The following is a 12,991-nucleotide window of genomic DNA, read 5'->3' as shown; positions in this document are numbered from 1 at the left end:
CTGTGAATCTGCTGCTGCTCTCCAACTCCACCCAGTACGGCCGCGGTTATCTGGAACACGCTCTGGACACCGTCACCGCGTTCCTCCCGGCGGACGCCCGGCTCGCCTTCGTGCCGTACGCGCTGGCCGACCACGACGCGTACACCGCGCGCGTCCGGGGCGCCCTGGAGCCGGCCGGGATCCGGGTGCGCGGCGTCCACGAGAACGCCGACCCGGCCGCCGAACTCGCCGCCTCGGACGCCGTGTTCATCGGCGGGGGCAACTCCTTCCGGCTGCTGGACGCCCTGTACCGCACCGGCCTGCGCGAGGCGGTGCGCGACGCCGCGCGGGACGGACTGCCGTACATGGGCGCCAGCGCGGGCACCAACATGGCCGCGCCGACCCTGCGGACCTCCAACGACATGCCCATCGTGCAGCCGCCGTCCTTCGACGCGCTGGGCCTGGTCCCCTTCCAGATCAACCCGCACTACCTGGACCCGGACCCGGCCAGCACCCACAAGGGGGAGACCCGCGAGGAGCGGCTCACCGAGTTCCTCGAGGAGAACGACGTCCCCGTGCTCGGGCTGCGCGAGGGTTCCTGGCTCCGGGTGCGGGAGGGCGTGGCGACGGTCCAGGGCGCCCGTCCCGCCCGGCTGTTCACGCGCGGTGTCCGGCCGCGGGAGCTCGCGGCCGGATCCGACGTGTCGGGGCTGCTGGCTACGGAGCCGAGGTTCGACGCTCCGGCGCGCTGACCGGCGCCGCCACGGGGGCGGACTCGGCCGCGGCGAGCGCGTCGCCCGCGCTGCTGGCCAGCAGGACGGGGTGCGCCTTCCGCTGCGCCGGCAGGAACGCGGCCAGTACGAGGCCGATGAGCACCGCCCCCGTGGCGATCATGAACGAGGTCCGGAAGCCCTCCATGGAGGGGACGTCCACCGCGCCCATCCGCACCGAGGTGTTCGCCAGCACCATGCCGATCACCGCGCTCGACAGCGAGGTGCCGATCGACCGCATCAGCGTGTTCAGGCCGTTCGCCGCACCGGTCTCGGAGGCGTCGACCGCCCCGATGATCAGAGCGGGGAGCGAGGAGTAGGCGAGCCCGATCCCCGCCCCGAGCACCACCGCGATCACCACGGTCTGCCAGGCGGCGCTCATCAGGCCGAGGCCCGCGCCGTAGCCGACGGCGATGATCAGCATGCCGAGCATCAGGGAGACCTTCGGTCCGCGGCGGGCGGAGATCCTCGCGTAGAGCGGGGCCACGAACATCATGGTCAGGCCCAGCGGTGCCACGCAGAGCCCCGCCACCACCATCGACTGCCCCAGGCCGTAGCCCGTCGACGCGGGCAGCTGGAGCAGCTGCGGCAGGACCAGCGAGACGGCGTAGAAGGCGACCCCGACCATGATCGAGACGAGGTTGGTGAGCAGCACCTCGCGCCGGGCGCTGGTGCGCAGGTCGACCAGCGGCGCCGGGGAGCGCAGCTCGAACAGTCCCCACAGCACCAGGATCACCAGGGACGCGCCGATCAGGCCGAGTGTCAGGGGAGAGGTCCAGCCCCAGTCACCGCCCTTGGTGACGGGCAGCAGCAGGCAGACCAGTCCGAGGGAGAGCCCCAGCGCGCCGACGAGGTCGAAACGCCCCGGTGCGCGCAGAGGGGGCTCCGGCACGACGAGGAAGGTCAGGGTCATGGCCAGGACGCCCAGCGCGGCCGAGCCGAGGAAGAGCGCGTGCCAGTCGGCGTGCTGGGCGACGAGCGCGGCGGCGGGCAGGGCCAGTCCGCCGCCCACGCCTATGGACGAGCTCATCAGGGCCATCGCCGAGCCGAGCTTCTCGCGCGGCAGCACGTCGCGCATGATGCCGATCCCCAGCGGGATCGCACCCATGGCGAAGCCCTGGAGCGCCCGGCCGACGATCATGACCACGAGGTCGTCGGTGGAGGCGCAGATCAGCGAGCCGACCACCATCACGGCGAGACTGGCCAGCAGCATCCGCCGCTTGCCGTACAGATCGCCGAGCCGCCCCATGATCGGGGTCGCGACGGCTCCGGCGAGCAGGGTGGCCGTCATCACCCAGGTCGCGTTCGCCGGGTCGGTGCCGAGCAGGGACGGCAGGTCCTTGATGACGGGGACGAGCAGGGTCTGCATCACCGCCACGGTGATCCCCGCGAACGCCAGTACGGGAACGACGCCGCCGCCCTTGCCCTTGCGTGGGTCGGGGAGCGCCGCGCGCGACCCCTGCTGTCCGTTCGTCGTCCGTCGCATACGTGTGGCCTCCGGGCAGGGGAAATACGGGAAAGGGTGAGCGGGTGGAGCATGCGGTGGCGCGGAGAAAGCAGCACCGACCGCCAAGTGTGTGCATGGTGAACGCTTCCGTACGCCCGCGATATTCCGGTGAACGCGGCGTAAAAACCGGGAAGTCGGCAGAGGTCCTACGCCGGGAGGTGGAGACCCAGGGGGACCGATGGGGGGCCGCAAACCGATGTACGGGGCACGAGTCGCCTGCGAGTATGACACCCATGGTTGACGACTCCAGGCCCACGAGGCCGCCCGCCCGATCGAGAACCCGCACCTGGGCCGTGGTCGCCGCCGCCTGCACCGGCCAGTTCCTCGTCGTCCTCGACGTCTCCGTCGTCAACGTGGCGCTGCCCTCCATGCGCACCGACCTGGGCCTGAGCGGCCCCGGACTCCAGTGGGTCGTCAACGCCTACTCGATCGCCTTCGCCGGTTTCATGCTGCTCGGCGGACGAGCCGCGGACATATACGGGCGCAAGCGCATGTTCCTGACCGGGCTCGGCCTCTTCACCGCGGCCTCGCTGGCCGGCGGCCTCGCCCAGGAGGGGTGGCAGCTCCTCGCGGCCCGCGCCGGTCAGGGGCTCGGTGCCGCCGTGCTCTCCCCGGCGACGCTCACCATCCTGACCGCCGCCGTCCCCGAGGGACCCGCGCGGACCCGGGCGATCGGCACCTGGATGGCGGTCGGCGCGGGCGGCGGAGCGGCGGGCGGGCTGATCGGCGGGGTGCTCACCGACGCCCTCTCCTGGCGGTGGGTCCTGCTCATCAACGTGCCGATCGGCGCCCTCGTCCTCGCGGGCGCGGCGGTGTGGCTGGCCGAGGGCCGTGCGGGCGACCGGCGCCGGGTGGACCTGCTGGGCGCGGTGCTCGTCACGGCGGGCCTGGCGACGACGGCGTACGGCATCGTGCAGACCGAGGCCTCCGGCTGGACCGCCGCCCCCACCCTGGTGCCCCTGCTGGGCGGCCTGGCCCTGCTCGGCGTCTTCGTCCTGGCGGAATCCCGGGCGGCCGCCCCGCTGATGCCGCTGCGGGTGCTCGGGGTGCGCGCCGTCTCGGCGGGGAACGTCTCGATGATGCTGCTGGGGTCGGCGACGTTCGGCATGTGGTACTTCATGACCGTCTACGCCCAGAACATCCTGGGCTACACACCGCTGCAGGCGGGCCTCGCCCTGCTGCCGACGTCCGTCGCCGTCTTCGCCGGCTCGAAGGCCGCCCCCGGAATCATGGCCAGGACCGGCGCCAAACCCCTGGCCGTGGCGGGTGTCCTGGTCGCCGCCGCCGGCTTCGGCTGGCAGTCCACCATGGGCGTGCACGGCTCCTACCTCACCTCGGTCTGCCTCCCCGGCATCCTGATGATGGCCGGATCCGGACTGGCCTCCACCCCACTGGCCACACTCGCCACCTCCGGCGCGGCACCCGGCGACGCCGGACTCGTCTCCGGACTGGTCAACACCTCCCGCACGATGGGCGGCGCGCTGGGTCTCGCCGTGCTCTCCACCGTCGCCGCGGCCCGTACCGGGGGATCCGACGGGGCCGCCGAGATCACGGCCGGATACGCCCTTGCCTTCCGCACGGCCACCGTCGTGCTCGTGGCCGGGGCGGCGATGATGCTGCTCTGGCTGCCGGGCAGCCGTACGAAGGCGGCGGCGCGTCCGGGCGCACCGGACGGGGGACGGCCGGACCGGTCCGGCGAGGAGCCCGTGACGCCGGCGCTGCACGCCCCGGAGGCCTGAGGGCCCGCCTCCCCCGGCGGGGCGGAGGCCGGCGCACCGGGTGCCGTCAGAGCCAGCCCTGCCCGCGGGCCGCCCTCATCGCCTCCATGCGGTTGCGGGTGCCGGTCTTGCCGATGGCCGAGGAGAGGTAGTTGCGGACCGTGGACTCCGACAGGCTCAGTTTCGCCGCGATGTCGGCGACCGTCGCGCCGTCCACGGAGGCGTTCAGCGCGTCCCGCTCCCTCGGCGTCAGGGGACTGGGGCCCGCGCCCAGGGCGGCGGCGGCCAGCGCCGGATCGATCACGGTCTCGCCGCCCAGCACCTGCCGGATCGCCTTCGCCAGGTCCCCGACCGGGCCGTCCTTCACCAGGAAGCCCGAGGCCCCGGCCTCCATGGCTCGCCGGAGATAGCCCGGCCTGCCGAAGGTGGTCAGGATCAGCACCCGGCAGTCCGGGACCTCCGTACGCAGATCCGCGGCCGCGTCCAGGCCACTGCGGCCCGGGAGTTCGATGTCCAGCAGCGCCACGTCCGGGCGGGACAGGAGCGCCGCGTCCACGATCCCCACCCCGTCGGCCACCTGGGCGACCACCTCGAAGTCCGGCTCCATCCCGAGCAGCAGGGCGAGCGCGCTGCGCATCATGCCCTGGTCCTCGGCGAGCAGAATGCGTACCGATCCGGTGGGGCGGTGGTCCTGCGGCATCTCGTCCACGGGGTCAGCGTAGGCCGCCGGATGCTTGACGGAGGCCCTGACGCCGCCGCCGGGCCCGGTCGGGCGTCCGTCGGCGTCCGCCGGCAGCGGTCCGGCCGCCCGGTCGGGCCTACGTCAGCAGCGGTCCCGGCGCCTGGAGCCGCTTGCCGTGCCGGTGGCGCCCTCCGTGCCGCTTCCCGCGTCCGCCGGCAGCTCCGCCGTCACGGCGAAGCCGCCGTCCGGCCCGGGGCCCGACTCCAGGGAACCGCCCGCGGCGGCCAGCCGCTCGGCCAGGCCCTTCAGCCCCGTACCGCGCACCGGGCCCTCCGGATCCCCCGGGCCGGCGCCGTCGTCCGTCACGGTCAGCCGGACCCGTTCGGATGTGGAGTCAAGGACGAACTCGCAGTGGGCCGCGCCGCTGTGGCGCACCGCGTTGGTGACGGCCTCCCGCGCCACCCAGCCCAGCAGCGCGTCGGCCTGCGGACCGGGCGGCGGGCCCGAGCGGTGGACGGCCGCCTCGATCCCGGCGGCGGCCAGCACCGGTCCGGCCCGGTCCAGCTCGGTGGCCAGGCTGCCCTCGCGGTACCCCGTCACCGCCTCGCGGATCTCGGTGAGGGCCTGACGGCCCACGGACTCGATGTCCGTGACCTGCGCGATCGCCGCGTCGATGTCGTGCGGAGCGAGCCTGCGCGCCGCCTCCGACTTGACGACCACGACCGACAGGGTGTGGCCGAGCAGATCGTGCAGATCGCGCGAGAAGCGCAGCCGCTCCTGCTCGACGGCGTTCCGGGCCAGCTCCTGCCGGGTCGCGCGGAGCTCCGTCACCGTCTCGGACAGGGTGAGGATCGCGGCCGTCACGGCCCCCGAGATGAAGGTCCCGTAGCCGATGGTCCACGGTTCCGAGACGTGGTCGCCGCGCCACACGGCCACCGCGCACGCGCATCCCGCCAGGACGAACAGGCCGACGCCGAGCCGCCGTCCGCGCAGGATCGTGCCGCAGGCCAGTGAGAGCAGGGGGAAGAACAGCAGCCAGTTGCCGCCGTAGCCGATCGCGAGGCCGAAGGTGAGGGCGGCCATGGCGGCCAGCAGCACATAGGACGTGGCGCTCTCCCGCCGCCTCCTGTCGAAACCCCGGAACACCACGGAGATGTAGAGGGAGTTGAAGGCCAGCAGCCCCAGGCCGCCGACCCAGGGGTTCGAGGTCTCGCCCTGCCAGAGGTTGGAGAACGCGCCGAGCCCCATCAGCAGCGTGGGCAGCAGGGCGTAGGGGCCGGGCGGACCGGGCCGCCCGTACTTCTTCTTCGTCTTCCTGATCGTCTTCCTGGACACGGTCACTCCACTCACACGGTCCTCGCCGACCGACGGTAGGACAGCACGGCGTAGCCGCCGAACAGCAGCAGCCACCCGCCCAGTACGGCCACGGAGCCGGCACCTGGGGCGTGCCCGGCGATCGTCGACCAGCCCAGGTCGGCGAACCCGTGCGCGGGGGTGAACCCGCCGACGGCGCGCAGCCACCCGGGGAGCACGCCGAGGGGGAACCAGAGCCCGCCGACGAGCGCGAAGCCCATCAGACAGGCCACGTTGACCACACCGGTGCCCTGCGGGGTGAGCCGGTACCCGTTGCCGATGCCGAGCAGGGTGAACGGCAGCGCGCCGATCCACAGCAGCAGCACCAGCGCCACCCACTGCCAGACCGCCAGCCGCACCCCGTTGACGAGCGCCCCGGCCAGCAGCACCGCCAGGACGGTCGGCAGGACCGTCACCGAACCGCTGATCGCCCGGCCCGTCACGGCGCGCCACGGGTCCAGCGGTGTGATCCTCAACTGCTGGAGCCAGCCCAGGGACTTGTCCGACGCGATGCCCGTACCGATCGCCATGGCGGAGCCGAGTGCCCCGTACGCCGCCATGCCGACCATCGACGCGGCCTTCCAGTCGTCATAGCCGTCGCTCCCGCCGACATTGGTGAAGAGCAGATACATCATCACCGGCATGCCCGTCCCGAAGATCAGGAACGTGGGATCCCGCAGGGTACGCCGGATCTCGAGTGCGATGTAGGGAAACATCACGCGGCCTCCTTCACTCGGTCGGTGGTCGGTGCGGTGAGGGAGAGGAACGCGTCCTCCAGGGTGGCCCTGCCGACCTGGAGACCGCGTACCGCGCCGATCCGCGCCAGTTCGACGACCGTCGCGTCCGAGTCGTCCGTACGCAGCAGGGCACGGCCCCCGCGCACCTCGACGCCCAGCACGCCGGGGAGCGACTCGAGCCCCGCGGCCGGGCGGCCCGCCAGGTCGACGGAGACCAGACCGCCGCCCGCCGACCGCTTGATCGCCTCGCCGCTGCCGTCCGCGACGACCCGGCCTCCGTGCAGGACCACGATCCGGTCGGCGTTCCCGTCGGCCTCCTCCAGATGGTGGGTGGAGAACAGGACGGTGTTGCCGCGTTCGGCGAAGGACCGGATCGACGTCCAGAACGCCCGCCTCGCCTCCACGTCCAGCGCGGATGTCGGCTCGTCCAGCACCACCAGTTCGGGGTCGCCGGCCAGCGCGACGGCGAACCGGACGCGCTGGATCTGACCACCGGACAGCTTGTCCACACGCCGGCCCGCGTACTCCGTCACCCCCGCGAGGGCCAGCGCGTCGGCCACGGGCAGCGGGCGCGGGTAGAGGGACGCGACGAAGCGGACCAGCTCACCGACCGTCACCCGGGGGATCGGACGGCCGTCCTGGAGCATGGCCCCGGCCAGCCCCGCGCGGACCGCCCGCCCGGGGGCGCGGCCGAGGAGGCGCACCGTGCCCGAGTCGGGCTCGTTCAGGCCGAGCAGCAGACCGATGGCCGTCGACTTCCCCGCCCCGTTGCGGCCCAGCAGGGCGACGGTCTCGCCGCGCCCCACCATGAGATCCATACCGTCGACCGCCCGGACGGTGCTCCCCGCCCGGCCGAACGTCTTGACCACCGCGGTGAACTCCACCGCGGGTCCGTTCTCCTTGGTCCCCGTCGTCCGTGTCATGACGACGACGCTACGGGCCGGGCGTTCCCCGCAGCAGGGGCGTGTGTACGGAGTCCACGAGGACAAATGTCATGGGTGCGCGGGCTGTTGGGGGCGGTGCGTCGCCGTACGACACGAGGGCCGCCGCTGCCAGGTGGCTGCGACGGCCCTCGGTGTCGTGCGGAGCGGGTCAGGCTGCCGCGCTGCCACCCCCTTCGGAGGGGCGGCGGTGACGGCCGTGCGGCTCTGCGGTCACGCTCTCCGCGGATGCGCCTCCTCGGTGCTTTCCGTAGCCGCCGGCTTCGGCCCGTTCCGTGTCCGCCCGGGGCGGACGCGTCTGGGTCGTGTCGGTTCGGGCTTCAGACATGTGGGAAGTCTCCCCGTTGCAATCGCTTACGTGTGTGTCGCGGCCCTGCCGCCCTCCCGACGCGGTCACCGTCGGCGCCCGCGCGGAACGGCTGCGTAGCCCGGGCCAGAGTTTATCCAGGTGCGGTGCGCCCGGTGAGAGGCGCCTGCCCCAGAGGGACGGGTCTGCACGCGGCGGGAACCGGGGCGGCTGCGGACGCGTCCGTTCCGTTCGCGACGGCCTGGTGGGGCTCGTCCACGGGAGCCTCCAGCAGCGCCACGGCACAGGGCGCGCCCTCCTGCGCGTACGGCAGGTGCAGCACGCCGTCCCGGGTCCAGAACCCGGATCCGGCGGCCCATCCGCCGGGCGCCGCGAACTGGTGCAGCCGGCGCCCCGCCGGGCGCCACAGCCCCACCCAGCTGCCCGCCGGCCCGTCGATCCGCAGCGCCACGGCGCAGCTCTCCGGCATCAGCATCTGGCCCGGCTGGACGGCGAAGGGGGTCAGCGTCGCGTCCGGCACGCGCAGGCACTCCGGGAACCGCACCGGGAGGCAGCTGCCGAGCACGCCCCAGCCGAGCCGGTCCTGGCCGGGCGCGTCCGAGCGGACCAGCAGCAGGCCGCTGTCGGGGTCGGCCAGCAGCAGGCGGTCGTTGCTCTCCGGGGCGATCTGCAGCAGCGGGGTCACCTCGCCGTCGCGTTCCAGGTCCACGACGACCGCCTTCACGGGGCCGCCCCCGGGCATCTGCCGGTCCAGTGCGAGCAGCCGGCCCTCGCGGTCCAGCCAGGTGCCGCCCGAACAGCGCCCCGGGACGTCGGCGACGTGCTCCGGGCCGAACGCCCCGCCGGCCACCAGCCAGACGCCGGTGGAGCGGGTGCCGGGGAGCAGGGCGAAGGCGCTCATGCCGTCCGGGGAGGGGGGCAGGAGTGTGAGCTCCGGGCAGTCGAGTCCCCCCAGGGGCAGCTCGCCCGTGCCCGGCCCGGTCGGATAGAGCAGCGAGAACGTGTGCCGGCCGGCCGCCACCTCGCGCCGGATCAGGACCCGCCCGTCCGAGAGCGGCAGCACGTCGGAGCCGGCCCGCTCAGGCCGGTCGAGGGGGAGGCGCACGGCGTAGGGCTCGGGCCCGTCGAGGGTCCAGCGCTCGGGGAACCAGGCCGGCTCGGCCGACTCCCCGGTCGCGGTGAGCCGCGCCGCGTACGAGTGGTCGGCGGCGATCGTGAGCGGGGGCGGTACGGGGCGGGGCCGTGCGGTGGAGCTGGTCTCCTCGTCCGCCGGGCCGGTCTCCTCGTCCGCCGGGCGGGGCGGCTCCTCCGTCCGCGCGAGGGAGGGCGGCGGTGTGGGCGGTGCCGACGGGACGGGAGGAACAGGCGGGAGCGGAGGGACGGAAGGGAGGGGAGGCACTGCGGCGGCCTCTCCGTACGCGGCCCGCGCGCCGGGACCGGCCACGGCGCCCGGCGTCCCCGGGTCGGCAGCCGGCCTCCCCGGGTCGTCCGGTGCCGCCGGATCGGTGCTCCGGTCGGGCGGCACCGCTCTGACCGGATCCGCGCCCTCGTCCGACGCACCCGTGGCGCCGGGTTCTCCCGGTCCGTCCGGCCCGTCCGGTTCAGCGGGCCCGGGTGCGGGTTCGGCCGTCGCGGCCACCCCTGCGACTCCGGTGGTCTTGTCCTCGATGGCACAGGCAGTCATGGTCCGGTCACCTCCGGCTACCGAAGCTAGGTTTCGGACACCCCACCGGACAACACGAGCCACGTCACTTCACACATAAGGGTGCCGATGCCCTGGTTCCCCTGCGGAGGGAAGGGTGACTGTGCTGTGTATTCCCTATGCATCCAAGGTGAGCCTTCCCTAAGAATTTCCTGTGTACGACCCGGACCGGAGCAGAACATGTCCTTCAGACGCCGCGGCGCCGCCGCGATCGGTCTCGCGGTGGCGGCCGCCCTCTCGCTCTCGGCGTGCGGCGCCGCCGCGACGGACGACGCCACGGGCGGCGACAAGAAGGCGGCCGTCCTGGGCCTCGGAGTCACCTCGGCGAACCTGGTCCTGGACGACCTCCGCGCCGACCTCGTCGCGTAACGATTCGCACCGGCCGCCGTTCCCCCCGTGCGGGGTCCGGCGGCCAGGGGCGGCGGGGCGTGGCGGACAGGTAGCCTTTCCCCCGTGCCCCGTCTGTCTGAAGTCATCGCCGAGCTCGACGCCCTCTGGCCTCCCGAGCGGGCCGAAGGATGGGACGCCGTCGGCACGGTCTGCGGCGATCCCTCGGCGGAGATCGACCGGGTCCTCTTCGCCGTCGACCCCGTCCAGCAGATCGCGGACGAGGCCCGCGCCCTCGGTGCCCAGCTGATCGTCACCCACCACCCGCTCTATCTGCGGGGTACGACGACGGTCGCCGCCTCCACCTTCAAGGGCCGGGTCGTGCACGGGCTCATCAAGCACGACATCGCCCTGCACGTCGCGCACACCAACGCCGACACCGCCGACCCCGGCGTCTCCGACGCCCTCGCCGGCGCCCTGGACCTGCGGGTCACGGGCCCGCTGGTGCCGGACGCCACCGACACCGAGGGCCGCCGCGGCCTCGGCCGGATCTGCGAGCTCGACCACCCCGAGTCCCTCCGCGACTTCGCCGCCCGCGCCGCCGCCCGGCTGCCCGCCACCGCGCAGGGCATCCGGCTGGCCGGCGACCCGGACGCGGTCGTGCGCCGGGTCGCGGTGAGCGGCGGCTCCGGCGACGGCCTCTTCGACGCCGTACGCGCCGCCGGTGTGGACGCCTTCCTCACCGCCGACCTGCGCCACCACCCGGCCTCCGAGGCCGTCCAGCACTCGCCGCTCGGCCTCGTCGATGCCGCACACTGGGCCACCGAATGGCCCTGGTGCGAGCAGGCCGCCGCGCAGCTCGACGCACTGTCCGACCGCCACGGATGGGACCTGCGGGTCCATGTCTCGAAGCAGGTCACCGACCCCTGGACCACCCACCACTCTTCTGGAGCCCCCAACTGAACGCCGCGCCCGCCGACCAGATCCGACTCCTCGAAGTCCAGGCACTCGACGTACGTCTGTCGCAGCTCTCGCACCGGAGCACCTCGCTTCCCGAGCACGCCGAGCTCGACTCGCTGGGCAGCGACCTCGCGCAGCTGCGCGACCTGCTCGTCGCCTCGCAGACCGAGGAGAGCGACACCACCCGCGAGCAGACCAAGGCGGAGCAGGACGTCGACCAGGTGCGCCAGCGCGCCGTCCGCGACCAGCAGCGGCTCGACTCCGGCGCGGTCTCCTCGCCGAAGGACCTGGAGAGCCTGCAGCGCGAGATCACCTCGCTGGCCAAGCGCCAGGGGGACCTGGAGGACGTCGTCCTCGAGATCATGGAGCGCCGCGAGTCCGCCCAGGAGCGCGTCGCCGAGCTGACCGAGCGGGTCGCCGCCGTGCAGGCCAAGGTCGACGACGCCACCGCCCGTCGTGACGCCGCGACCCAGGAGCTCGAGGCCGAGGCCGCCACCGTGGCCAAGGACCGAGAGGTCGTCGCGGGGGCCGTCCCCGCCGACCTGCTCAAGCTCTACGACAAGCTGCGCGCCCAGCAGGGCGGCGTCGGCGCGGCCCGGCTCTACCAGCGCCGCTGCGAGGGCTGCCGCCTGGAGCTGAACATCACCGAGGTCAACGACGTGAAGTCCGCGTCCCCCGACACCGTGCTGCGCTGCGAGAACTGCCACCGCATCCTGGTCCGCACGTCGGAGTCGGGCCTGTAATGACCGCTCCCCGCCGCCTGGTCGTCGAGGCCGACGGTGGTTCCCGGGGCAACCCGGGACCCGCCGGCTACGGCGCGTGCGTCATCGACCCCCTCGACGGCGGGACGCTCGCCGAGGCCGCCGAGTACATCGGGGTCGCGACGAACAACGTCGCCGAGTACAAGGGGCTGATCGCCGGTCTCAAGGCGGTGAAGGAGCTGTTCCCGGACACGCCCGTGGAGGTGCGTGTCCGGATGGACTCCAAGCTGGTGGTCGAGCAGATGTCGGGCCGCTGGAAGATCAAGCACCCCGACATGAAGCCGCTCGCCGCGGAGGCCGCGGGCATCCTGCCCGCCTCCTCCGTCACGTACGAGTGGATCCCGCGCGCGCAGAACAAGCACGCCGACCGGCTCGCCAACGAGGCGATGGACGCGGGCAGGCGGGGCGAGCAGTGGGACCCGGCGGCCTCGACGGCCGACATGGAGACGACGCGCACCCTGGTCCTCCCGGAGCCGCAGCCCCCGTCCGGCCCGCCCGGCGACGCTGCGGCGGGCGCGGCGAAGGTCCGCGCCGCGATGGCCGCCGCCCGCCCGGCGACGGCCGCCCCGCGGACGGACCCTGCGGCCGCCCCGCAGGTGGGCTGGGGGAGGGCGGCCGACCTGGGCGCGCCCGCCACGCTCGTCCTGCTCCGGCACGGGGAGACGGCCCTCACCCCCGAGAAGCGTTTCTCGGGGAGCGGCGGAAGCGATCCCGAACTGTCGGAGACCGGGCGTCACCAGGCCGCCTGCGCGGCGGAGGCCTTCGCCGCCCGCGGCACGGTCCAGGACATCGTGAGCTCCCCGCTGCGCCGCTGCCGTGAGACGGCGCAGGCCGTCGCCGACCGGCTCGGCCTGGAGGTCCGTATCGAGGAGGGCCTGCGCGAAACGGACTTCGGCGTCTGGGAGGGCCTCACCTTCGCCGAGGTGAGCGAGCGGTACGGCGCCGACCTGACCACCTGGCTGGCGTCCCCGGACGCGGCCCCCACGGGCGGCGGTGAGAGCTTCGCCGAGGTGGCGGAGCGGGTCTCGGCGGCCCGTGACCGGCTGGTCGCCCGCTACGCGGGCCGCACCGCGCTCCTGGTCACCCACGTCACGCCGATCAAGACCCTGGTCCGGCTCGCGCTGGGCGCCCCTCCGGAGTCCCTCTTCCGCATGGAGCTCTCACCCGCCTCCGTCTCGACGGTGGCGTACTACGCCGACGGGAACCCGTCGCTGAGACTCCTCAACGACACCTCGCACCTGCGGTAG

The 12,991-nt window shown here is 73.8% G+C and carries 12 protein-coding genes; 6 read left to right on the top strand and 6 right to left on the bottom strand.

Translation table 11 applies throughout. From position 1 onward, the window contains the following. Positions 1–2 precede the first annotated feature (2 nt). Positions 3–731, top strand: a complete 729-nt coding sequence (gene pepE, locus OG488_RS11075) for a dipeptidase PepE (RefSeq protein WP_329228281.1) — start codon at positions 3–5, stop codon at positions 729–731. On the opposite strand, the gene OG488_RS11070 is transcribed toward pepE, so the two are convergent. Next, a complete protein-coding gene (locus OG488_RS11070; RefSeq protein ID WP_329228279.1) occupies positions 697–2,235 on the bottom strand; it encodes an MFS transporter in 1,539 nt (512 codons plus the stop codon). The genes pepE and OG488_RS11070 overlap by 35 nt on opposite strands. Before the next feature lie 245 nt (positions 2,236–2,480). Between OG488_RS11070 and OG488_RS11065 the strand changes: the two genes are divergently transcribed. Continuing rightward, on the top strand, positions 2,481–3,995 hold the full coding sequence (locus tag OG488_RS11065) for an MFS transporter (RefSeq protein ID WP_329228277.1): 1,515 nt from the start codon (positions 2,481–2,483) through the stop codon (positions 3,993–3,995). A 46-nt stretch (positions 3,996–4,041) separates the two neighbouring features. Here OG488_RS11065 and OG488_RS11060 read toward each other — a convergent pair whose 3' ends face one another. The 5 genes from OG488_RS11060 to OG488_RS11040 form a co-directional block, all read right to left on the bottom strand. Beyond that, positions 4,042–4,674, bottom strand: a complete 633-nt coding sequence (locus OG488_RS11060) for a response regulator transcription factor (RefSeq protein ID WP_329238571.1) — start codon at positions 4,672–4,674, stop codon at positions 4,042–4,044. Positions 4,675–4,797: 123 nt separating this feature from the next. Beyond that, positions 4,798–5,991, bottom strand: a complete 1,194-nt coding sequence (locus OG488_RS11055) for a sensor histidine kinase (protein WP_329228275.1) — start codon at positions 5,989–5,991, stop codon at positions 4,798–4,800. Between the two features lie 11 nt (positions 5,992–6,002). After that, positions 6,003–6,725, bottom strand: a complete 723-nt coding sequence (locus OG488_RS11050; protein ID WP_329228273.1) for an ABC transporter permease — start codon at positions 6,723–6,725, stop codon at positions 6,003–6,005. After that, complete coding sequence (locus tag OG488_RS11045) at positions 6,725–7,669, bottom strand: ABC transporter ATP-binding protein (RefSeq protein ID WP_329228272.1); 945 nt, start codon at positions 7,667–7,669, stop codon at positions 6,725–6,727. The genes OG488_RS11050 and OG488_RS11045 overlap by 1 nt, the downstream gene beginning before the upstream one ends. 458 nt (positions 7,670–8,127) lie before the next feature. Beyond that, entirely contained in the window at positions 8,128–9,678 is a 1,551-nt protein-coding gene (locus OG488_RS11040; protein ID WP_329228271.1) for a hypothetical protein, read from the bottom strand. Between the two features lie 198 nt (positions 9,679–9,876). Between OG488_RS11040 and OG488_RS11035 the strand changes: the two genes are divergently transcribed. The 4 genes from OG488_RS11035 (at position 9,877) to OG488_RS11020 (ending at position 12,991) form a co-directional block, all read left to right on the top strand. After that, on the top strand, positions 9,877–10,065 hold the full coding sequence (locus OG488_RS11035) for a hypothetical protein (RefSeq protein WP_329228269.1): 189 nt from the start codon (positions 9,877–9,879) through the stop codon (positions 10,063–10,065). Between the two features lie 84 nt (positions 10,066–10,149). After that, a complete protein-coding gene (locus tag OG488_RS11030; protein ID WP_329228266.1) occupies positions 10,150–10,986 on the top strand; it encodes a Nif3-like dinuclear metal center hexameric protein in 837 nt (278 codons plus the stop codon). Beyond that, positions 10,983–11,726: a zinc ribbon domain-containing protein gene (locus tag OG488_RS11025; RefSeq protein ID WP_329238569.1), complete on the top strand. Its 744-nt coding sequence runs from the start codon at positions 10,983–10,985 to the stop codon at positions 11,724–11,726. The genes OG488_RS11030 and OG488_RS11025 overlap by 4 nt, the downstream gene beginning before the upstream one ends. After that, the gene (locus tag OG488_RS11020; RefSeq protein WP_329228265.1) at positions 11,726–12,991 is read left to right on the top strand and encodes a bifunctional RNase H/acid phosphatase; all 1,266 of its coding nucleotides are present in this window, start codon (positions 11,726–11,728) and stop codon (positions 12,989–12,991) included. The genes OG488_RS11025 and OG488_RS11020 overlap by 1 nt, the downstream gene beginning before the upstream one ends.

The sequence above is a fragment of the Streptomyces sp. NBC_01460 genome (assembly GCF_036227405.1).
Classification (GTDB): domain Bacteria; phylum Actinomycetota; class Actinomycetes; order Streptomycetales; family Streptomycetaceae; genus Streptomyces.
This window is presented reverse-complemented; position numbering and strand designations above follow the sequence as displayed.